Origin of the sequence: Hydrogenophaga sp. (assembly GCF_025699295.1) — a bacterium.
GTDB lineage: Bacteria > Pseudomonadota > Gammaproteobacteria > Burkholderiales > Burkholderiaceae_C > Hydrogenophaga.
This window is the reverse complement of sequence record NZ_JAILWB010000006.1, coordinates 16,455-37,448: the sequence shown is the minus strand read 5'-3', so window position 1 is coordinate 37,448 and position 20,994 is coordinate 16,455. Positions and strand designations below refer to the sequence as shown.

Sequence of the window (20,994 nt, the reverse complement as noted above, 5' to 3'; positions counted from 1 at the left end):
CTTCACAATCGCGCGATGTCTTTTTTCCGTGATGTGAACCTCTCGGCCGCCACGGCCGGCTTCGTCGCCGTGCTGGTGGGCTTCACCAGCTCGGTGGCCATCGTCTTCCAGGCCGCGCAGGCCTTTGGCGCCACGCCGGCGCAGATCACGTCGTGGATGTGGGCGCTCGGCCTGGGCATGGGCCTGTGTTCGGCCATTCCCTCGCTGGTGCTGCGCCAGCCGGTCATGATTGCCTGGAGCACGCCGGGTGCCGCGGTGCTGGCCACGGCCGGTCTGGCGGGCGGCTTCACCATGGCCGATGCCGTGGGCGCCTTCCTGATCAGTGCGGCGCTCATCGTGCTGGCGGGCGCCACCGGCTGGTTCGAGCGGGTGATGAACCGCATACCGATGGCGATCGCCGCCGCGCTGCTGGCCGGCGTGCTCGCGCGCTTCGGGCTGCAGGCCTTTGCCGCCGCGCAGACGGCACTGCCGCTGGTGCTGCTGATGCTGCTCGCCTACCTGCTGGGCCGGCGCCTGCTGCCGCGCTACGCGGTGCCGTTCACGCTGCTGGTGGCGATCATCTACGTGGTCGTGCGCGGCCAGTTCAACGGTGCCGCGGTGACGTTCGAACTCGCCATGCCGGTGTTCACCGCCCCGGCCTTCAGCATCGCCGCGTTCACCAGCCTGGCGCTGCCACTGTTCGTGGTCACCATGGCCTCGCAGAACCTGCCCGGTGTGGCGGCAATCCGTGCGGCGGGCTACACCGACATGCCGATTTCCCGGATCATCACGCTCAGCGGCGTGGCCACGCTGCTTCTCGCGCCTTTCGGCGCGTTCGCACTCAACCTCAGCGCCATCACCGCCGCCATCTGCATGGGCCCCGAGGCACACGCCGACCCGCGCAAGCGCTACACCGCAGCCGTGGTGTGTGGCGGCATCTACGTGCTGATCGGCCTGTTCGGCGCGGCCATCACCGGCCTGCTCATCGCCTTTCCGAAGGAACTCGTGCTGGCGATCGCCGGCATCGCGCTGCTCGGCAGCATCGGTGGCGGCCTGCACGCCGCGCTGCGCGACGAGACGCACCGCGAGGCCGCGCTCATCACCTTTCTCGTCACGCTCAGCGGCGTGGTCATTGGCGGCATCGGCTCGGCCTTCTGGGGCGTGGTCGCCGGCGCCGCCGCGCTCTTTGTGCAACAGTACGCCCTCAGCCCCAAGAAATGAATCGCCAGATGAACATCCTCGTCGTCGCCGACCCGCTCGAAGTCTTCAAGATCTACAAGGACACCACCTTCGCCATGATGCGCGAGCTGCAGCGGCGCGGTCACACGCTGGCGGCCTGCGAGCCGCAGCACCTGCAGTGGCAGAGCGGCCAGCCCGTGACGGCGCAACTGCGCCACGTCACGCTCACCGGCGACGCGGAGACCTGGTTCACCGTCACGCGCGAAGGCCGCGAACCGCTGCATGGCTTCGATGCGGTGCTCATGCGCAAGGACCCGCCTTTCGACAGCGAGTTCTTCTACGCTACGCATCTGCTGGAGCAGGCCGAGCGCGAGGGCGCGCGTGTGTTCAACAGCCCGCGCGCGCTGCGCGACCACCCGGAAAAACTTGCGTTGATGGAGTTCGCGAAGTTCGCGCCGCCCACGCTGGTCACGCGCCAGGCGGAGGCAGTGCGCGCCTTCCACGCCGAACACAAGGACATCATCCTCAAGCCGCTCGACGGCATGGGCGGCAAGGGCATCTTCCGTGTCGGTCCCGATGGCATGAACCTGGGTTCCATCACCGAAACGCTCAACCAGGGCGGTGCCACCAGCGTGATGGTGCAGCGCTACCTGCCCGAGATCGTGCAGGGTGACAAGCGCCTGCTGCTCATCGGTGGCAAGGTCGCGCCCTTCGTGCTGGCGCGCATCCCGCAGGGCAGCGAGGTGCGCGGCAACCTGGCCGCCGGCGGCAAGGGCGTGGCCCAGCCGCTGAGCGACGCGGACCGCCAGGTGGCTGAAGCCATCGCGCCCACGCTGGCCGCGCGCGGCCTGCTGCTGGTGGGGCTGGACATGATCGGCGACAAGGTGACCGAGATCAACGTCACCAGCCCGACCTGCTTCCAGGAGATCCAGCAGCAGGCCGGCTTCGACGTGGCGGCGATGTTCGTCGACGCCCTGGAAGCGGCCATGCCATGAGCGCGGACGAGGCCGCAGCGCCGGGCCCGCCGGCACAGCCCAGGAATCCGCTGCACGGCCTCACGCTGGAGGCCATCCTCACCGCGCTGGTGGAGCACTACGGCTGGGACGGCCTGGGCAAGCGCATTCCCGTGCGCTGCTTCAACCTCGACCCGAGCATTGGCTCCAGCCTGCGCTTCCTGCGCAAGACACCGTGGGCGCGTGAGAAGGTCGAGGGGCTGTATCTCTTCATGCTGCGCGAGGAACGCCGCGCGGGACGAGGTTGAGCGGCTGCCCGCGAGTCAGTGCACGCTGCTCTTCGAGAACACGTTGAGCACTACCACCCCGGCGATGATCAGGCCCATGCCGATCAGGCCGGCCAGGTCGATGTGCTGGCCATAGACCAGGTAGGCCACCAGTGTGATGAGCACGATGCCCAGGCCCGACCAGATGGCGTAGGCCACGCCCACCGGGATGCTTTTGAGCACCAGCGAGAGGCAGTAGAACGCCACGCCATAGCCCACCACCACGATCAGTGAAGGCATGAGGCGCGTGAAGTTTTCGCTCGCCTTCAGGGCGGTGGTGCCGATCACTTCGGCCACGATGGCCAGTCCGAGCATCATCCAGGCATTCAATCGGTGGTCTCCCTTGCGCATGAGGTTTGTCGGGCAACAGGGACTCTGCCACAGGTGGGCACGGTCGTTCGCAAGGTGGGGCTTGTCCACGCCATCGGGTGAGCGCATCATCGCAACCCACTTCGTCCTGTCTGCCCTTGGGGGTTCAACATGAGCGCTTCTCCCCGGCTCACCATCCGCGGTCTGCACGTGCGCGCGGTGCAGGTGCCGATGCGCTTGCCGCTGCAAACCAGCAGCGGCACCATCCGCACGGCACCCCTGGCGCTGATCGACCTTCACACCGAAGAAGGAGTGACCGGGCGCACCTACCTGTTCTGCTACACCCCGCTCGTCCTCAAGCCCGTGTGCGAGCTTCTGGGCAACCTCGATGCCGTGCTTCGCGGCCTGGTCCTGGCGCCGCTGGACATCAACCGCCTGCTGCACGCCCGGTTCCGGCTGCTGGGCACGACGGGCGTGGTGGGCATGGCGCTGGCCGGCATCGACATGGCGGCGTGGGACGCGCTGGCACGGTGCGCGGGGCTGCCGCTGGCGCGCCTCCTGGGCGCCGCTCCCGTGGCGGTTCAGGCCTACAACAGCTGCGGCCTCGGGCTGATCGGTGCGCAGGCCGCCCCCGCCGAGGCCGAGTCGCTGGTCGCCGCGGGCTTCAAGGCGATCAAGGTGCGCCTGGGCTACCCGGACCTGGCCACGGACCTCGCGGTCGTCAGGGCCGTCAGGGCCGCCATCGGCGACGGGGTGCATCTCATGTCGGACTACAACCAGGCGTTGCCCGTGCCCGAGGCCGAGCGTCGCGTGCGGGCGCTGGCCGACGAGGGCCTGTACTGGATCGAGGAGCCCTGCCTGGCGCACGACTACGCGGGGCATGCCCGGGTTCGGGCCGCGTCCCGGTGTCCGATACAGATCGGCGAGAACTGGTGGGGCCCGGGCGAGATGGCCGCCAGCCTCGGTGCCGGCGCGTCGGACTTCGGCATGCCCGATGCGATGAAGATCGGCGGCGTCAGCGGCTGGCTGCAGGCCGCGGCGCTCGCGGAATCCGCGGGCATGCCGATCTCCACCCACCTGTTCCCGGAGGTCAGCGTGCACCTGATGGCTGCCACGCCCACGCGGCACTGGCTCGAGTTTGTCGACTGGGCCTCGCCGGTCCTGGCCCGGCCCATGGTGGCGCGCGACGGCATGGCCGCCGTTGCGGACGAGCCCGGCACCGGCATCGACTGGGACGAAGCCGCCGTCAGCCGCTGTCTCGCGCCCTGACCGCCCGGCGGGGTGTCCGTGCGGCGGCTTGTGTTCGCCAGCGCACAGTGGTCTCATGGGGTCCGCTCTATTCTTGATGTCTTCGTTTAGCGAGGCGATGCCATGTCCACCGATTTCACGCCCTGGTTCACTGTTGATGCCAATGGCACCCCGGCCCGCGAGGGCGTTTATGAAACGACCGGCCTGGGCATTCCTGGCGTGAGTCACAGCGTGCTCCAGCACGGCTTTCGCTACTGGGGTGGCGCACGCGCGTGGGGCGACCTGGGCTCCACGCCCGACGCCGCCCTCTCGGTCAAGGACCACAACCCGGTGTTTCCGTTCACCGTTCGCCACTGGCGAGGCAGGACCTTGCCCCCCACCTGAGCGCGGCAAGGTCGCCGGCGTCCTACAGCGCTTCGGCGCGATGGCCTACACGCCGGCCGGCCCGGGCGACCCTACGATGGGTGCATGCGCACACAAGGAGCACCGTCATGAACACCATCATCTATGTCGTCGGCCTGATCGTCGTGGTGGGCTTCGTCCTGAGCTTCTTCGGCCTGGGTTGACGCCGGAGCGTTTCAGAGTTTCTCCGTCTCGCCCACCTTGGGTTGCCACTTCATCAGCCGCTTCTCGATGCGGCCGACCGCCGCGTCCAGCGCCAGCGCGAACGCGGTCAGCACCACGATGCCGGCCATCACGGTGTTGATGTCGAAGCTGCCCTCGGCCTGCAGGATGAGGTAGCCCACGCCCTGGCTGGAGCCCAGGTACTCGCCCACCACCGCGCCGACGAAAGCCAGGCCGACGGAGGTGTGCAGCGAGCTGAACACCCAGCTGGTCGCGCTGGGCAGGTAGACGTGGCGCAACAACTGACGCTGGCTCGCGCCCAGCATGCGGGCGTTGGCCAGGACGACCGGGCTGACTTCCTTCACGCCCTGGTAGACGTTGAAGAACACGATGAAGAACACCAGCGTCACGCCCAGCGCCACCTTGCTCGCGATGCCCAGCCCGAACCAGACAGCGAAGATCGGCGCCAGGATGATGCGCGGCATCGAGTTCATGGCCTTGATGTAGGGCTCCAGGATGGCCGAGGCCATGGGCGAGAGCGCGAGCCACAGCCCACCGCCCAGGCCTCCGATGGCGCCGATGGCAAAGGCCAGCACGGTCTCGGTCAGCGTCACGCCCAGGTGCCTGTAGATGTCGGCGTCGGTGACGAACCAGGTCCAGATGCGTTCGGCCACGCGCACCGGCTCGCCGAAGAAGAAGGCGGCCTGGCGGTCGTTGTCAAACATGAAGGGCGGTATCAGCCCCGGCGTGGTCATGGCGTACCAGAACACGATGAGCGCGACCAGCAGGCCCAGTTGCCACAGGCGCAGCGTCTTCGGCTGCGGTTTGATGAGGTTCCACATGGCCGTCACGCGACTTTCTTCAACTGCTGTTCATAGCCCTTGAGCACTTCCTCGCGCATCACCGCCCAGATGGCGGCGTGCAGCTCGACGAAGCGGGCCGTGGTCTTGATCTCGGCCACGTCGCGCGGGCGCGGGATGTCGATGGCGAACTCGCCGATCGGGTGGCTGGCCGGCCCCGCGCTGAGCACCACCACGCGGTCGCTCATGGCAATGGCTTCGTCCAGGTCGTGCGTGATGAACAGCACCGCCTTCTTCTTCGCCGCCCAGAGGTCGAGCACCTCGTTCTCCATCAGCTGGCGGGTCTGGATGTCGAGCGCTGAGAAGGGCTCGTCCATCAGGATGATGTCGGGGTCGAGGACCAGGGTCTGCGCCAGGCTGGCGCGCTTGCGCATGCCGCCGCTCATCTGGTGCGGGTAGCGGTCGCCAAAACCGCCCAGGCCCACGCGGCGCAGCCAGTCCTCGGCCTGCGCGCGCGCCTCGCCTTCGGGCGCGCCACGGAACGACAGGCCTGCCATCACGTTGCCCAGCGCGGTGCGCCAGGGCATCAGGCTTTCGGTCTGGAACATGTAGCCCGCGCGCGTGTTGATGCCTTGCAGTGCCTCGCCGAACACCTTGACTGTTCCGGTGCTGGGCGCGAGCAGGCCGGCCGCGACGTTGAGCAGCGTGCTCTTGCCGCAGCCGGTGGGCCCCACCACGCTGACGAACTCGCCCGCGCCCACGGTCAGCGTCACATCGCGCACGGCGGTGTAGCGCTGGCCGGGGTCGTCCTTGCTGATGAAGGTGCAGGACACGCCCTGCAGGTCGATCGCAGGACTCGTCACGTCAACCTTTCGGGTATTTTGCGTTGGCCTTCTGGACGTAGGCGTTGGTGTAGACCGCGTTCAGGTCGAGCTTGGCCGCGGCGATCTTGTCGTCCACGCTGGCCAGCGCGCGCAAGGCGGTGTCCGCGCCCTTGGCCGGGAACATGCCGTCCCGCGAGAGTGCGCCCTTGGCGGCCATGAAAGCGTCGATGTAGACCGCGCGGTCGCCCAGCAGGTAACTCTCTGGCACGGCGCTGATGATGTCGCTCGGCCCGGCCGCCTGGATCCACTTGTTCGCGCGCACGATGGCGTTGGCCATGGCCTGCGCGGTGTTGGGGTTCTTGTCCAGAAAGGGCTGGGGCGCGTACAGGCAGCCGGCCGGCATCGGGCCGCCGAACACCTTCTCGGCCTCGGAGACGATGCGCGTGTCGGTGACGATCTTCAGGTCGCCCGAGCGCGCCAGCAGGGTGATGACGGGGTCCAGGTTGCTGATGGCGTCGATCTGGCCCGAACGCATCGCGGCCACGGCGCCGTTGCCCGCGCCCACGCCGACGATGCTCACATCACTCGGCTTGAGGCCGGCCTTGGCCAGCACGAAGTTCACCATCACGTTGGTCGAACTGCCGGGGGCGGTCACGCCGATCTTCTTGCCCTTGAGGTCGGCCACGGTCTTGAAGTTCGCCATGGTCTTGGGGTTGACGCCCAGCACGATCTGCGGCGCCAGGCCCTGCAGCGCGAAGGCGCGCATGGGCTGGCCCTTGAACTGCATGTTGATGGTGTGCTCGAACGCGCCCGAGACCACGTCGGCGCTGCCCCCGACCACGGCGGCCAGCGCGCGCGAGCCGCCCGCGAAGTCGACGATGGTGAGGTCCAGGCCCTCGTCCTTGAAGTAACCCAGCTGCTCGGCAATGGTCAGCGGCAGGTAGTACAGCAGGTTCTTGCCGCCCACGGCGATGGTGGCCTTGGGCTTCTCCAGGTTCTGCGCGAACGCGAAGCCAGGCAGCGTGGCAGCGGCCAGGCCGCCAGCGATGAGGTGTCGTCTCTGCATGTCAAAGTCTCCTTCGTTGGTTTTCGATGGGGGCGTCGGCCCCGGGGGAAGCCCGATGATAGTAACCCCCCGGGGTACCAAGGGAACGCCCAGGGGGTTTCCCGTCACGGCAGGGGCAGGCCGTCCACGAACACCTTGAGCTCGTCGGGCTCGAAGGCGGTCCACAGCTCGTTGCTGGTCAGCGGTGTGGTCACCACCACGGCGGCGCGGTCGCCCGGGTGGTTGAGTTCGGCGAAGTTCACCGTCCAGTCCTGGTCCATCAGCGTGGCCTGGGCAAACGGGTGCTGGCGCACCAGCCAGTGCAGCTTGGTGCTGCAGTGCGCCCACAGCGCCTCGCCATTCGAGAGCAGGAAGTTGAAGCTGCCGAAACGGCGCACCTGCGGCACCAGCTCGCGCAGCGTGAGGGTGAGCTCGTCCACGTCGGGCAGGCTGGCGTGCGACTTCGCGAGTTCCTGCATCAGCCAGCAGAAGGCGCGCTCGCTGTCGGTGGTGCCCACGGGGCGGAACAGGCTGTGCAGTGGCGGGTCGTAGTCCTTCAGGTCGCCGTTGTGCGCGAACACCCACTGCCGGCCCCAGAGCTGGCGCACGAAGGGATGGGCGTTCTCCAGCGCGACCTCGCCAATGGTGGCCTTGCGCACATGGGCAATGATGTTGCGGCTCTTGAGCGGGTAGCCCTGCAGGAACTCGGCCATCGGCGAATCGGCCGCGCTCTGGTGGTCGACGAACAGGCGCAGCCCCTTGCCCTCGAAGAAGGCAATGCCCCAGCCGTCGGCATGGTGGTCGGTGCGGCCGCCGCGCTGGCAGAAGCCGGTGAAGCTGAACGACGCGTCGGTGGGCGTGGCGCAGTTGAGGCCGAGCAGTTGGCACATGGCGGCTATTTTGAACCCGATGCCGGCGGCGCATCCCGCAGTTTCAGCGCAGCGGTCAGCGCCAGCGCACAGATGGCCGCGAGCATGAGGAAGGTTTCCTCGAACGCCGCCACGCGCGCGGGCACGTTGGCGCTGGCGGCGGTGAGGCTGGCGCCGTGCGCGGCCAGGCGCCATTCGAGCACGATGCCGCACAGGCTCACGCCGGCCGCGCCGCCGAGCATGCGCAGGAAGTTGATGACGCTGGCGCCCTGCGGAATGTGGGTACGCTCCAGGCCGCGCATGGCGCCGATGTTGAGCGAGGGCAGGATGAAGCCCAGGCCGACGCGGCCCAGGATCGCCCAGATCACCAGCAGCGGGATGACCTGCGCCGGGCGACCCGGGTCGATGGTGACCATCAGCGCGAACGATGCGCTCAGCAACACCAGGCCGATGCTCACCAGCCGGTGTGTGGGCTGGTGGTCGGCCAGGCGGCCCACGCCGGCGATCACCACCGCCAGCACCAGGCCCGAGGGCAGCAGGATGGTGCCCACGTGGGAGGCCGACAGGCCCAGGCCGCTCTGCATGTAGACCGGCAGCAGGTAGGTGGAGCCGAACAGCGCAATGCCGTAGATGAAGGCGACGATGCTGCCCATGCCGAAGCGCCGGTCCTTGAACAGCATGAGGTTCATCAGCGGGTCCACGCCCTGGGCCGGGTGCGCCCGGCGCGCGCTGAGCGTGCGCCGCTGCAGCACGACGAACAGCACCAGGATGAGGGCCGCGCCGCCCAGCAGGGTCGCCGCGGCAAGTGCGGTACCGCCGTGCAACTCGACCAGGCCGTTGAGCAGGCACAGCGTGCCCGCGGCCGCCAGCAGCAGGCCACGCCAGTCCAGGCCCGCGCCCTGCGGGTTGGCGGCCTCGCCGCCCGGTGAGGTGGTGGGCACGAAGCGGCGCGCCAGCCAGAGCGAGGCGACGCAGAACGGCACCACCATGAAGAAGATCGAGCGCCAGCCGAAGCCGTCGACCAGCAGGCCGCCAATGCTGGGCCCCAGTGCCGGCGCGAGCACCACGCCCATGCCGAAGATGCCGCTGGCGCGCCCCTGTTCGTGCGGCAGGAAGGCGCGCAGGATGATGATGGCCGGAATGGGTTGCACCACGCCGGCGGCCAGGCCCTCGGCCACGCGCGCGGCCAGCACCAGCGGGAAGTCGTTGGCGAAGCCGCCGGCCACACCACCGGCCAGCAGCAGCCACATGCAGCCTTCGTAGGTGCGCCGGTAGCCATAACGCGCCAGCAGCCAGGGCGTGGTCAGCATGGACACCGTCATGGCCGCCATGAAACCCGAGGTGACCCACTGCGCACGCTCCTGGCCCAGTGTGAAGTGGTGGCTCATGTCCGGAATCGCCACGTTGATGACGGTCGAGGACATGATGGCCGCCATGGTGCCCACCATCACCGAGAGCAGCAGCAGCCAGCGGTAGCGCTCGCCGTAGCGTTCGCGCAGGGCAGGCAGTGAGGAGTCGCTGGGGGCTGGTGGCATGGGCGGGCGCGGCGGGTGGCGCGGTCAAGCTTAGCGGGTTTGCGCTGCGCCGGCCGGGGTCGATGCGCCATGGGGCTCGGGTATATTGGCCCGGGTCCGCCCCGTCCCGTCCTTTTGCGCCGCCTGTTCCCATGCCCCCTGTCCCGCACGCCTCACTGATCGTTCGCGGCCTGCTGCTGCTGATCGTGGCGGCTGGCGTCTATTTCTTCCGGGGGTTCCTGGTGCCGGTGCTGGCCGCGCTCATCATCGGCTTCGCGAGCTGGCCACTGTTCCGCCGCACCGTGCGCGCCTGCGGAGGCAGCACCACGCTGGCGGCCAGCCTGGCGCTGGTGGTGGTGATCGTGGTGCTGATCGTGCCCCTGACCATCGCGCTGCACTACGCGCTCAAGGAGGCGAGCGCCTTCGTGGACTGGCTGCTCGAAGTCAACCGCCACGGCGCGCCGCCACCGGCCTGGATCGTTGCCCTGCCCTGGGTGGGCGAGACGCTGGCCACCTACTGGCGCGAGCACCTGGGCGAACCCCATGCGCTGGGCGACTGGGTGCAGATCCTCAGCGGGCAGCACATCGGCAACATCTACCGCTGGGTGCTCAGCGCCACGGGCGATGTGGCCCACCTGGCGCTCACGCTGCTGTTCATGCTGATCACGCTGTTCTTCGTCTACAAGGATGGCGCTCGCATCGCGGGCCAGCTCGACACCGTCGGCGAGCGCCTGCTGCCGCTGCAGTGGCAGCGCTTCTCGCGCGTGGTGCCGGCCACCGTCAGCGCCACCGTCACCGGCCTGGGCCTCATTGCCGTGGGCGAGGGCGTGGTGCTGGGCGTGGCCTACTGGATCGCGGGCGTGCCCTCGCCCGTGCTGCTGGGCGTGGCCACCGGTTTCATGGCGCTGATCCCCGGGGGTGCGCCGCTGTCGTTCACCCTGGTCTCGCTCTACCTCGTGGGCTCGGGCCACTTCTGGGCCGGCCTGGGCCTGTTCGCCTGGGGTTCCATCGAACTCTTCATCGTCGACAAGACCCTGCGTCCGCGCCTGGTGGGCGGGCCGGTGAAGCTGCCCTTTCTGCCGACCTTCTTCGGTCTGGTGGGCGGCGTGACCACCATGGGCATCGTCGGCCTGTTCGTCGGCCCGGTGCTCATGGCGCTGCTGGTGGCGATCTGGCGCGAGTGGGTGCACAGCATGAGCGTGGCGCCCGCGCCGCCCGCCAGGGACGACGACCCGAATACCTAGGACCTGGCCGCAGCCACGCAGGCCGCGCAGATGCAGGCCTGCCCGCGCGCCGCGTCGGGAATGCGCTTGAACAAATCCGGGTCGAAGGTGGTGCCCACGCACCAGCACGGCGGCTGCACCTCGCCCGTGGCGCGCTGAATCTCCATCGCGCAGCGGTTGTCGCCGCCGCACAGGGGGCATCGGGTGGCGTCCGGCAGGGCGTTGGCAGGGGCGTTCATGGGGGCAGTGTAGTCACCGATGTGATGGGTGCACAGGGTCGCGCCAGCCTACGATGGCACGCATGACTGACGCAACCCCCACCCTCGCTGAAGGCCGCATCCGCACCGAGGTGCGCGGCCACCTGCTGCTGATCGGCATCGACCGGCCCACCAAGCGCAACGGCTTCACGCCCGCCATGCTGCAGGCGCTGGCCGCGGCCTACACCCGGCTCGACGACGACCCCGCGCTTCGCGTGGGCGTGCTGCATGCCCTGGGCGACCACTTCACCGCCGGGCTCGACCTGCCCAGCTTCGCGCCGCTGATGCAGCGCGGCGAGCGCGCCATCGCTCAAGGGCTGGTGGACCCGACCGACCTGGGCCGCCCCGGCTACCGGCGGCGCACCAAGCCCATGGTGGTGGCCGTCAAGGGCATCACCTACACGCTGGGCATTGAACTGATGCTGGCGGCCGACATCGTGGTTGCGGCCGACGACTGCCGCTTCTCGCAGCTGGAGGTGCAGCGCGGCATCATGGCCACGGGCGGCGCCACACTGCGCATGGCCGAACGCGCCGGCCTGGGCAACGCGCTGCTGCACCTGCTGGCGGCCGACGTCTTCGACAGCGCCGAGGCCCTGCGCCTGCATTTCGTGCAGCGCGTGGTGCCCGCTGGCGGCGAACTCGACGAAGCCCTGCGCATCGCCGAAGCCATTGCGCAGCAGGCGCCGCTGGCGGTGGTGGCCACGCGGCTCAACGCGCGCAAGGCGGTGGAAGAGGGGCCCATGGCCGCCGCCGACGAATTCGAGGCCACGCAACGGCGACTGGCCAACAGCGCGGACGCGCGCGAGGGCGTGCTGTCGTTCCAGGAGAAGCGCGCGGCGCGGTTCACCGGGCGCTGAGCGCCGGTGGTCGCGTGCGGCGGCGGCCCACACGGCTCAGGCGCTGTTCCACTGCTTGGTGGAACAGCGCACCCGCCAGGTTGCACGCCAGCCAGGCCAGCAGCACACCCACGGTCTGCGTGACCGGATCGGCGTTGCCGTAGCGCGTGAACAGCGCGTTGACCACCAGCGCGACGGGGAAGTTGAGCAGGAACACCGCGTAGGAGATGCGGCCGAGGTAGGCCACCGCGCGGTGGCGTGGCCAGGTGTGGAGCCAGCCCTGGCGCTGCGCGCAGGCCAGCAGCAGGGCGACGCCCAGCGCCAGCGCGATGCGTTCGCGGAAATCAAGGACCAGCGCGAGCAGCGCCAGGGCCACCAGCGCGGCCATGATCCAGCGGCCACCGCCGCACCAGACCGCGTCGCTGCGCGTGGCGCCGTGGGTCAGCACGCCCAGGCCGTAGGCGCCGAAGAAGTACAGCGCCCAGCTGTCCCAGTGCGCGTCGCGGTTGAAGTGGAACAGCGAGGCCGCCACCACCAGCCCGACCAGTGCCGGCAGCCATGGCCCCGGCGGCGCACGCCGCGCCAGCCAGAGCAGGCCGAGCAGCAGGGCGTAGAGCTGGAAGTCGATTGCCACGTACCAGACGCCGGCCGAGAGCGAATCCACGTCCAGCAGCGTGTGCAGCAGCAGCGCGTGGGCAATGAACTGCCACAGGCCGGGCGGCGCGGGCAACGAGTCGTGCGGCGCCATCCACAGCCGCGCGGCTTCGGTGCACACCATGGCCACGAGCAGCGCGGCGATGAAGGGCAGTGCGACGCGCACATAACGCTGCCGCAGCAGGACGGCAGGCGAGCCAGCGCGCGGCACACCGTCGGGCGCGAGGCTGCGCGCGGCCAGGAACCCGGCGACCACCAGGAACACCTGAACCGCCATGCGCGCGTCCTGGCTGAACCAGGCCACGAGGCCCGGTGCGAGCTGGTGTGTCCAGTCGGACATGGGTCCGTAGAAAGCCAGGTGGTGCAGCACGATCAGCTGCGAGCCGACCGCCTTGAGCAGGTCGATGAAGGGCAGGCGCTCGCCCGCGCTCGCAGGCGCGTTCACACGGCCGCCACGCAGCCATCGCTGCGCGGATCGGCCGCGCCTTCGATCACGCCGCTGGCATGGCGCACCAGCGCGCCGGCGTGGCCCATGGTGTCGCTGAAGGTCTCGGGCAGCAGCTCAACCACGTGGCCCGCGTCCTTCAACGCGGCCACCAGCGCCGGGTCAAAGCGGTTCTCCAGCTTGAGGCTGGTGCTCACGTCGCCCCAGGTGCGGCCCAGCAGCCAGCGCGGCGCGCTCACCGCCTGCTGCAGCGGCTGGCCGAAGCGTGCGTAGCGCGTGAACACCGCCGCCTGCGTCTGCGGCTGGCCCTCGCCGCCCATGGTGCCGTAGGGCATGACGCGGCCGTCGTCGAACACCGCCAGCGAGGGATTGAGCGTGTGGAAGGGTTTGCGCCCCGGCTCCAGGCTGTTGAGCGCCTTTGGCTCAAGCGAGAAGCTGGTGCCGCGGTTCTGCCAGCAGATGCCGGTGTCCTGCAGCACCGTGCCCGAGCCGAATTCCCAGTACACGCTCTGGATGAAGCTGACCGCGCGGCCCTGTGCGTCGATCGCGCCCATCCAGATCGTGTCGCCGGGCGCGGCCGGGTCGGGCCAGGGCAGGGCGCGCTGCATGTCAATGTCGCGGGCCAGCGCGTCCAGCGCCTCGGGCGCCAGAAAGCCCTGCGGATCGGCGGGCAGGCGGCAGGGGTCGGTCACCACGCGCTCGCGCACGCGGAAGGCGCGCTTGGTCGCTTCCACCAGGCCATGCAGGTGCGCAAAACCCTCGCCCTCGGTGACGCCCAGGCGCTCGAACAGGCCGATGATCATCAGCGCGGCCAGGCCCTGCGTGGGCGGCGGCAGGTTGTAAACGGTGCTGTCGGCCAGGCGCACCGCCAGCGGCGCGACGCGCTGCGCCGCATAGGCCGCCAGGTCGCTGGTGCGCAGCGGGCTGCCCAGGCGCTCCAGCTCGGCGCCGATGCGTTGCGCGAGTTCGCCGCGGTAGAAGTCGTCCAGCCCGCGCTCGGCCAGCGTGGCCAGGGTGCGGCCCAGCGCCGGCTGCTTGAGCACGTGGCCGGGCAAGGGCGGCTGGCCGTTGACCAGGTAGGTGGGCGCGAAGCCGGGCGCGTCTTTCAGGCCGGCCAGCTTGTCGCGCGTGAGCGCGGCCTGGCTGGTGGTGACGGCGATGCCGTCGCGCGCATGGCGGATGCCGTCGGCCAGCAGGCGCGACAGCGGCAGCGGCGTGCCCCAGGGCGCTGCGACCTCCAGCGCCTTGGCCCAGCCTCCGATGGTGCCGGCCACGGTGAGGGCGGCGGTGGGGCCGCGCGAAGGGATGGCGTCCATGCCTGCATAAAAGTCGCGCGTGGCCAGGGCGGCGGCCGGGCCGCAGGCGTCGATCGCCACCACCGGCTGGCCCGGTTCGTGGATCAGCCAGAAGCCGTCGCCACCGATGGCGTTCATGTGCGGGTAGACCACCGCGATCGCGGCGGCCGCGGCCACCATGGCCTCGACCGCGTTGCCGCCGTCGCGCAGCACGTCGCGCCCGGCCTGCGCGGCCAGGTGGTGGGGCGCGACCTGCATGCCGCCCAGGGCCTTGAGGGTGTGGATCATCTTGCTTGTCTCGTCTTCAGGTGAACAGTCCGTAGAACATGCGCAGCGCGGTGAGGGCCAGGAAGGCCGCGAACACCTGGCGCAGTCGCTTCGCATCGATGCGGTGCGCGAGTGTCGCACCCCAGCCGGTGGTCGCCATTGTCGCGGGCACGATCAGGGCCATGCCCAGCAGGTTCACGTAGCCCAGGCTGAACGGCGGGCGCAGCGGCATGCCCAGGCCGTTGAACAGGAATGCGAGCGCGCCCGGGAAACTGATCACCATGCCCAGCATGGCGCCCGTGCCCACGGCGGTGTGCATGGGCACGCGCAACGCGTTGAGGATCGGCACCGACAACGTACCACCACCAATGCCCATGAGGGTGGAGACGCCGCCGATGCCGCTGCCGATGAAGGCCGTGCCCACGGTGCCGGGCAGGCCGTCGCGCAGCGCAAAGCCGTCGCGCTTGAAGGCCATGTTGAGCGCCACCGCCAGCGCCACCGTGGCGAACACCGCGGTGAGCGCCGCGCCGCTGAGGTAACGGCTGGCCACCGAGCCGATCACCACGCCCACGATCACCGCCGGCATGAGGCGCCGGATGAGCGCCATGTCCAGGCTGCCGCGTTTGCGGTGCGCGCGGCTGGACAGGATGGAGGTTGGGATGATGGTGGCCAGCGAGGTGCCCACGGTCACGTGCATGCGCACGCTCTCGTCGATGCCCAGCAGGGTGAACAGGTGGTAGAGCACCGGCACGATGACGATGCCGCCGCCCACGCCGAGCAGGCCGGCGAGCACGCCCGCGACCAGGCCGGTGGCGAGCAGGGCCAGCGCCAGCCCCAGCAGCCACGCGGCGCTGTGTTGGTGGAAGAGTTCCATGGGGTCTACCAGCCAATGGCCCTGGGCAGCCAGAGCGCGATCTGCGGGAAGAGGAACAACAGCAGCAGCGCCAGGAACTGCAGGCCGATGAAGGGCAGCACGCCTTGGTAGATGTCCTTGATGTTCACCTCCGGCGGCGCCACACCCTTGAGGTAGAACAGCGCCCAGCCGAACGGCGGCGTGAGAAAGCTCGACTGCAGGTTCAGCGTGATCAGCATCGCCAGCCAGACCGGGTCCACGCCCAGCTTGATCAGAATGGGCAGGAACAGCGGCACAGCGATGTAGCTGATCTCGATCCACTCGATGAAGAAGCCGAGCACGAAGATGATCAGCAGCATGAACCAGATGGCGGTGTTGGTGCCGCCCGGCAGTGCGTCGAACATCGAGACGATCAGGTCTTCGCCATGCAGGCCGCGAAACGAGAGCGCGAACACCTGCGCCGTCATGAGGATGAACATCATGATGGCGGTGATCTTGCTGGTGTCCAGCGCGGTCTCGCGCAGTGTCTTCCAGCTCAGGCGGCCCGACAGCGCGGTGATCAGCACCGCGCCGACTGCGCCCATGGAGGCCGCCTCGGTGGGCGCGGCGACGCCGCCGACGATGGAGCCCAGCACCGCCACCACCAGCATCACCGGCGGCACCAGCACCTTGAAGAAGCGCACCCACAGCTGGCGGCGCGAGACCGCGTCGCGCTCGGCCACCGGGATCGGCGGCATGCTCGCCGGGCGCAGCCAGCCCATCACCACCAGGTAGACGATGTACACCGCCGCCAGCAGCATGCCCGGGCCCACCGCGGCGGCGAACAACGTGCCCACCGAGAGTTGCATGATGTCCGAGAGCAGGATCAGGATCAGGCTGGGCGGGATGATCTGGCCCAGCGTGCCCGAAGCGCAGATCACGCCGCAGGCCACGCTCTTGTCGTAGCCGCGCCGGATCAGCGTGGGCAGGGTCAGCAGGCCCAGGGTGATGATGGTCGCGCCGACGATGCCGGTGGTCGCGCCCATGAGCACGCCGAACAGCACGATGCCGATGGCCATGCCGCCGCGCAACCCACCCGCGAGGTGGCCCATCACGTCGAGCAGGTCGTCCGCCAGGCGCGATTTCTCCAGCATCACGCCCATGAAGACGAACAGCGGAATCGCCATCCACTGGTAGCCGCTGACGATGCCGTAGAAGCGCGCGGGCAGCAGGTTGAACAGGCTGGTGCCGAAGCCCAGCCAGCCGAATACGAAGCCTGTGACGGCCAGGCTGATCGCCACAGGGATGCCGATCATCAGCATCGCGAAGAAGCCGACCAGCATGAAGACGGCGTAGGTCGACATCTCAAACACGGCCGGTCTCCCGGGTGCTGTCCAGTGGCGTGTCGAGCAGGCGCACCAGTTGCGCGAGCTGCTGCAGCACCAGCAGGCCGTAGCCCAGTGGAATCAGCGCCTTGACCAGCCAGCGCAGCGGTATGCCGCCCGGGTCCGGCGAGCCTTCGCTGATGGAACGCGACTGCTCCACGTAGCCCAGCGACAGCCAGATGAACAACAGGCTCACCGTGATCAGCAGCAGCGCACCGATCACGTCCACCGCCCGCTTGAGCGCTGGCGAGTAGCGCGCGTAGAACAGGTCCACGCGCACGTTGTCGCCGCGCTGCAGCGCGTGGCTCATGCCCAGCAGGATGAGGGCGGCCAGCAGGTGCCATTCCAGTTCCTGCGCCCACACCGAGCCGAAGCTGAAGGCGTAGCGCAGAACCACGTTGGTGGCGACCAGGCCGATCATGACCAGCGCGATCCACGCGGTGAGCGCGCCGATGCGGTCAACGAAACCCTCGATGTGCGCGGCCAGCGGCCGCAGAGCCTTGAGCATGGTGCCGGTCTCCGTCGCGTCAGCCGCGCACCCTGGTGTGGTAGGCCTCTTCGCTGATCTCGCTCCAGCGGTCGTACTTGGCCTTGAACCCGAAGTAGGAGTCGTGCACCTTCTTCGCCAGCGGGTCCTTGGCCACAAGCTCGGCCAGCACCTTGTCGGTCTCGGTGCGCAAGGCCTTGATGACGTCGTCGGGCAGCGGGCGCGCGATCACGCCCTGGTTCTTCACCAGGTCGTCCATGGCCTCGGAGTTGGCCTTCTGGCACCAGGCTTCGCTGATCACGTTGCACGCGGCCGAGGCGTTGCTCACGACGGCCTGCAGGTCCTTCGGCAGCTTGTCCCAGGCGGCCTTGTTGATCAGCAGCTCCGACACGGTGGACGACTCGTGCCAGCCGGTGGTGTAGTAGTACTTCGCGGCTTTCTGCAGGCCCAGGCGGCGGTCCTGGAAGGGGCCGACGAACTCGGCCGCGTCAATCACGCCGCGCTCCAGCGCAGGGAAGATCTCGCCGCCCGGCAGCACCTTCACGTCCACGCCCAGGCTGGCGTACACCTTGCCCGCCAGGCCGGGAATGCGCATCTTCAGGCCCTTGAGGTCGGCCGCGGTCTTGATCTCCTTCTTGAACCAGCCCGTCATCTGCACGCCGGTGTTGCCGCAGGGCATGGCCACCATGCCGAAGGGCGCGTAGACCTCGTTCCACAGCTCGATGCCGCCGCCGTCGTACAGCCAGCCGTTCATGCCCTGGAAGTTCATGCCGAAGGGCACGGCGGTGAAGTACTGCGCGGCGGCTGTCTTGCCGGTCCAGAAGTAGGCGTTGGCGTGGTTCATCTCCACCGTGCCGGCGCGCACCGCGTCGAAACCCTCGAACGCGGGGATCAGTTCACCGGCGCCGAACACCGAGATGTTCAGGCGGCCGTCCGACATCTCCTTGATGCGCCTGGCCAGGTCGGTGGCGCTGCCCGGGCCGTCCATGTAGAAGGGCGAACCCTTGCCGTAGGCGCTGGTCATCTTCCAGTTGAACGTGCCCTTGCTCTGGGCGCTGGCGACGATGGGGGCGCCGAGCACGCTGGTGGCGAGGGCGGCGCGAGAGAGGAACTGGCGGCGGACGAGGGACATGGCGGCACTCCTGGGTGTAGGGGTTGAAACGAAAAAGCTGCCGTTTGTAAGGCGGCGGAACCTCTCTTTCGCAATCCCCATGCCACCCCGGGGAGCGCGTCAAGTCCTTGATTTGCCTGGGTTTCGGCGTGCCGGCGGTGGTTTTCATCCGTCTTGGTGCACGCGGGCGGGCGCTGTGCGTGGCCACGCTGGTGTCGAATGTTTTTCGATCCGCGCGTGGCGTGCCGTTTGTCAAGCGATCGCAGCCCGCTAGCCCCGCATGGAAGCCCCGCGGCCCCCATGGCCGGCGGGCGGCGCACAAACGGTCATGGCGCACGCCGCCGGTGCGCGCGCACCAATCCGGGCGGGTTCACAGACGCGCGCCGCCGCGCCGGTTCTTCACCCGCGTGAGCAGGGTCTTGCAGTCCACCGAGAGGATCTCGGGGCGGTTGAAGATGTGGCGCCGCACGAAGCCCTCGAAGGCCTCGGGGCTCTCGGTGAGCGCGTGCACGTGCAGGCTTTTGAGGTCGCTCATGATGTACAGGCTCACCACCTCCGCGCAGTCGGCCAGCTCCTGCGCGATGCGCTCGATGGCCGCGGGCGCGACCACGATGTCGAGGAAGGTCGAGTTCACCTGCCCCAGCTTCTCGGGGTTGATCACGGCGGCGAACAGCTCGATCACGCCGCTGGCCTGCAGCCCCTGCACGCGCGCCCGGGCATGCGCGCGCGAAATGCCGAGCTGGCGCGCGATGTCGGCGAACGAGGCGCGGCCATCTTTCACCAGGATGTTGAGCAAAGCCTTGTCGAGCTTGCTCAGGGCGATGTCGAGGTTGGGTTGGGGTGGGTTGCGTGTCATGCCGGGGCACGAAGCAACTGGCGCGCCAGCCCGTGCCGGCGCGGCGTCACCGTTCGTCGCGCCAGTGTGCCGGGGGGCGCTAACCCGACTGGCCCGTGCCGATGAATCGGCGTAGAAAGAAGGCATTGGGGAAACGGTATGAACGGTATATCACGTTTTTTCATGCAGGTCTTGCGCGGTGTGGCGCTCACCGTGTGGCTGGCTGGCGCGCCGGTGCTCGCACAGCAAGCCAGTTGCCTGCGCGACCCCGACCGCGCCCATGAGCTGCGCGTGCTCGACGAAATGCAGCTCATCGACATGATGGACGAGCACCCCGTGCTGGCCGCGCCGCCGCGCCTGCACCACATGCTGCGCAGCCTGGTGGCCGCCTCGCCACGCCTGCGTACCGGCCCGGCCATCCACCTGCTGGCCTTCGAGGACGACCGCGAACACAACGCCTACGCGGCCAACCACGGCCTGGTCATCCTCACCAGCGCGCTGTGGCGCGGTGCCACGCCGCTGAACGACGACGAGCTGGCGGCGGTCATCGCGCACGAGCTCGCGCACATCGAAAGCCACGACGCGCTGGTGGAAGCCTGCGGCCTGCTGCAGCGCCTGGGCCAGCCGCTGCTGGGCATAGATGAGGCGCGCGAGCAGATGGGTGTGCACATGTTCAACCCCCGCTCGCCACTGGCGCGCGAGGCGCGCGAGCTGCAGCACGCCCAGGAACACGCCGCCGACCTGCGCGGCATCGAACTGCTGCGCCAGGTGGGCCGCAACCCGGCCGCCATGGCCAGCGCACTGGCGAAGATCCATGGCGTGCAGGGCGGTGGTGGCGCAGGTGCCCAGCGCATGCTGGCCGGCACGCACCCGGACGTGCGCGAGCGGCTGGAGCGCGCGCGCGAGGCGGCGGCCAATACCGTGGCGCGCGGCGCCCCGCGGCGCTGAACGTCCGCTCCCTTTCCGACCGGCAGCCGGTCTGCGCATAGACTGGGGCCGATGACCTCCTCATCCTGGCCAGTGCCCGCGCTCCTTGTGCTTGTGCTCGTGTTGGCGCTGTCCACGTCCGGCTGCGCGGTCTGGCGCATCGGCAAGGCCGGAGAGCTCGCCCGACTCAGCGAGCCGCTGCAGCACACCCCGGCGGACGCGGCGCTGCGCCTGCTCATCGTGGGCGACAGCACCGCCGTGGGCACGGGTGCGAGCAGCCCGCGGACCAGCCTGGCCGGCCTGCTCGCGCAGGCCTATCCCCGGCTGCGCATCGACAACCGCGCGAAAGACGGCGCCACTTTCGCCGACGTGATCGGCCAGCTCGAGGGCGCCACCGCGCGCTACGACCTGGTGCTGGTGCAGGCCGGCGGCAACGACGTGATCCGGTTGCGCGGCCTGGACGCCGTGCGCGCCGACGTCGAGCGCGTGACCGCGCTCGCCCGCGCGCGCGCCACCGACCGCGTCATCCTCATGCCGGCCGGCAACGTCGGCAACGCGCCCTTCTTCTTCCCGCCCGTGTCCTGGTTCATGAGTTCGCGTGCGCGCTCGGTGCACGGCTACGTGCGCGAAGCCGCCGCGCGGCAGCAGGCGGTGTATGTGAACCTGTACAAGGACAAGGCGAACGACCCGTTCGCGCAACGGCCCAGGGAACTGAACGCCGCCGACGGCCTGCATCCGAGCGACGCCGGTTACCGCGTGTGGTTCGATGAACTGATGGCGCAGGCGCAGCTGGCACCGGTGCTGGCGGCAGCCAAGACGCGCTGACGCAG

At 69.2% G+C, this 20,994-nt stretch carries 23 protein-coding genes; 9 read left to right on the top strand and 14 right to left on the bottom strand.

Annotation, left to right across the window (positions count from 1 at the left end):
• Nucleotides 1-15 precede the first annotated feature (15 nt).
• From K5880_RS07520 to K5880_RS07510, 3 genes are read left to right on the top strand one after another with little or no spacing between them, the layout of a single operon-like run.
• Nucleotides 16-1,200, top strand: coding sequence for a benzoate/H(+) symporter BenE family transporter (locus K5880_RS07520; protein ID WP_297650388.1), 1,185 nt, complete (start codon nucleotides 16-18; stop codon nucleotides 1,198-1,200).
• Nucleotides 1,201-1,208: 8 nt separating this feature from the next.
• Complete coding sequence (gene gshB / locus K5880_RS07515; protein WP_297650386.1) at nucleotides 1,209-2,153, top strand: glutathione synthase; 945 nt, start codon at nucleotides 1,209-1,211, stop codon at nucleotides 2,151-2,153.
• Entirely contained in the window at nucleotides 2,150-2,419 is a 270-nt protein-coding gene (locus tag K5880_RS07510) for a VF530 family protein (RefSeq protein ID WP_297650384.1), read from the top strand. The genes gshB and K5880_RS07510 overlap by 4 nt, the downstream gene beginning before the upstream one ends.
• 15 nt (nucleotides 2,420-2,434) lie before the next feature.
• Here the strand turns inward: K5880_RS07510 and K5880_RS07505 are convergent, their stop codons facing one another.
• Entirely contained in the window at nucleotides 2,435-2,767 is a 333-nt protein-coding gene (locus tag K5880_RS07505; protein WP_297650718.1) for an SMR family transporter, read from the bottom strand.
• A gap of 150 nt (nucleotides 2,768-2,917) precedes the next feature.
• On the opposite strand from K5880_RS07505, the gene K5880_RS07500 reads away from it, so the two are divergent.
• Together K5880_RS07500 and K5880_RS07495 are read left to right on the top strand one after the other, a co-directional pair.
• Entirely contained in the window at nucleotides 2,918-4,015 is a 1,098-nt protein-coding gene (locus tag K5880_RS07500) for an enolase C-terminal domain-like protein (protein ID WP_297650382.1), read from the top strand.
• A gap of 102 nt (nucleotides 4,016-4,117) precedes the next feature.
• Nucleotides 4,118-4,378 (top strand): hypothetical protein, encoded by a 261-nt coding sequence (locus K5880_RS07495; RefSeq protein WP_297650380.1) that lies wholly within the window; start codon nucleotides 4,118-4,120, stop codon nucleotides 4,376-4,378.
• A gap of 194 nt (nucleotides 4,379-4,572) precedes the next feature.
• Here the strand turns inward: K5880_RS07495 and K5880_RS07490 are convergent, their stop codons facing one another.
• From K5880_RS07490 to K5880_RS07470, 5 genes are all read right to left on the bottom strand, one after another.
• On the bottom strand, nucleotides 4,573-5,400 hold the full coding sequence (locus K5880_RS07490) for an ABC transporter permease (RefSeq protein ID WP_297650378.1): 828 nt from the start codon (nucleotides 5,398-5,400) through the stop codon (nucleotides 4,573-4,575).
• Between the two features lie 5 nt (nucleotides 5,401-5,405).
• The gene (locus tag K5880_RS07485; protein ID WP_297650376.1) at nucleotides 5,406-6,221 is read right to left on the bottom strand and encodes an ABC transporter ATP-binding protein; all 816 of its coding nucleotides are present in this window, start codon (nucleotides 6,219-6,221) and stop codon (nucleotides 5,406-5,408) included.
• Between the two features lies 1 nt (nucleotide 6,222).
• On the bottom strand, nucleotides 6,223-7,248 hold the full coding sequence (locus tag K5880_RS07480) for an ABC transporter substrate-binding protein (protein ID WP_297650374.1): 1,026 nt from the start codon (nucleotides 7,246-7,248) through the stop codon (nucleotides 6,223-6,225).
• Between the two features lie 104 nt (nucleotides 7,249-7,352).
• Nucleotides 7,353-8,117 (bottom strand): class II glutamine amidotransferase, encoded by a 765-nt coding sequence (locus K5880_RS07475; RefSeq protein ID WP_297650372.1) that lies wholly within the window; start codon nucleotides 8,115-8,117, stop codon nucleotides 7,353-7,355.
• Between the two features lie 5 nt (nucleotides 8,118-8,122).
• Entirely contained in the window at nucleotides 8,123-9,631 is a 1,509-nt protein-coding gene (locus K5880_RS07470; RefSeq protein ID WP_297650370.1) for an MFS transporter, read from the bottom strand.
• 131 nt (nucleotides 9,632-9,762) lie between these two features.
• Between K5880_RS07470 and K5880_RS07465 the strand changes: the two genes are divergently transcribed.
• The gene (locus K5880_RS07465; RefSeq protein WP_297650368.1) at nucleotides 9,763-10,854 is read left to right on the top strand and encodes an AI-2E family transporter; all 1,092 of its coding nucleotides are present in this window, start codon (nucleotides 9,763-9,765) and stop codon (nucleotides 10,852-10,854) included.
• Here the strand turns inward: K5880_RS07465 and K5880_RS07460 are convergent.
• Nucleotides 10,851-11,072, bottom strand: coding sequence for a cysteine-rich CWC family protein (locus K5880_RS07460; protein WP_297650366.1), 222 nt, complete (start codon nucleotides 11,070-11,072; stop codon nucleotides 10,851-10,853). The two genes, K5880_RS07465 and K5880_RS07460, sit on opposite strands and share 4 nt — an antisense overlap.
• Before the next feature lie 62 nt (nucleotides 11,073-11,134).
• Between K5880_RS07460 and K5880_RS07455 the strand changes: the two genes are divergently transcribed.
• Nucleotides 11,135-11,947, top strand: a complete 813-nt coding sequence (locus K5880_RS07455; RefSeq protein WP_297650364.1) for a crotonase/enoyl-CoA hydratase family protein — start codon at nucleotides 11,135-11,137, stop codon at nucleotides 11,945-11,947.
• On the opposite strand, the gene K5880_RS07450 is transcribed toward K5880_RS07455, so the two are convergent.
• The 7 genes from K5880_RS07450 to K5880_RS07420 form a co-directional block, all read right to left on the bottom strand.
• On the bottom strand, nucleotides 11,934-13,025 hold the full coding sequence (locus K5880_RS07450; protein WP_297650363.1) for an acyltransferase family protein: 1,092 nt from the start codon (nucleotides 13,023-13,025) through the stop codon (nucleotides 11,934-11,936). The genes K5880_RS07455 and K5880_RS07450 overlap by 14 nt on opposite strands.
• A complete protein-coding gene (locus tag K5880_RS07445) occupies nucleotides 13,022-14,608 on the bottom strand; it encodes a gamma-glutamyltransferase family protein (protein ID WP_297650362.1) in 1,587 nt (528 codons plus the stop codon). The genes K5880_RS07450 and K5880_RS07445 overlap by 4 nt, the downstream gene beginning before the upstream one ends.
• A gap of 16 nt (nucleotides 14,609-14,624) precedes the next feature.
• Nucleotides 14,625-15,461, bottom strand: a complete 837-nt coding sequence (locus K5880_RS07440; protein WP_297650361.1) for a sulfite exporter TauE/SafE family protein — start codon at nucleotides 15,459-15,461, stop codon at nucleotides 14,625-14,627.
• 5 nt (nucleotides 15,462-15,466) lie between these two features.
• On the bottom strand, nucleotides 15,467-16,783 hold the full coding sequence (locus K5880_RS07435; RefSeq protein WP_297650717.1) for a TRAP transporter large permease subunit: 1,317 nt from the start codon (nucleotides 16,781-16,783) through the stop codon (nucleotides 15,467-15,469).
• A gap of 1 nt (nucleotide 16,784) precedes the next feature.
• Nucleotides 16,785-17,312, bottom strand: coding sequence for a TRAP transporter small permease subunit (locus K5880_RS07430; protein ID WP_297650360.1), 528 nt, complete (start codon nucleotides 17,310-17,312; stop codon nucleotides 16,785-16,787).
• Nucleotides 17,313-17,331: 19 nt separating this feature from the next.
• Nucleotides 17,332-18,423, bottom strand: a complete 1,092-nt coding sequence (gene dctP, locus K5880_RS07425) for a TRAP transporter substrate-binding protein DctP (protein WP_297650359.1) — start codon at nucleotides 18,421-18,423, stop codon at nucleotides 17,332-17,334.
• 349 nt (nucleotides 18,424-18,772) lie between these two features.
• Nucleotides 18,773-19,258, bottom strand: a complete 486-nt coding sequence (locus K5880_RS07420) for an Lrp/AsnC family transcriptional regulator (RefSeq protein WP_297650358.1) — start codon at nucleotides 19,256-19,258, stop codon at nucleotides 18,773-18,775.
• Nucleotides 19,259-19,420: 162 nt separating this feature from the next.
• Here K5880_RS07420 and K5880_RS07415 point away from each other — a divergent pair, with 162 nt between their 5' ends.
• Together K5880_RS07415 and K5880_RS07410 are read left to right on the top strand one after the other, a co-directional pair.
• Nucleotides 19,421-20,185 carry a M48 family metalloprotease gene (locus K5880_RS07415; protein ID WP_297650356.1) on the top strand — a complete coding sequence of 255 codons (765 nt, stop codon included), beginning with the start codon at nucleotides 19,421-19,423 and terminating at the stop codon, nucleotides 20,183-20,185.
• A gap of 51 nt (nucleotides 20,186-20,236) precedes the next feature.
• On the top strand, nucleotides 20,237-20,989 hold the full coding sequence (locus K5880_RS07410; protein ID WP_297650353.1) for a GDSL-type esterase/lipase family protein: 753 nt from the start codon (nucleotides 20,237-20,239) through the stop codon (nucleotides 20,987-20,989).
• The last annotated feature ends 5 nt before the right edge of the window (nucleotides 20,990-20,994 follow it).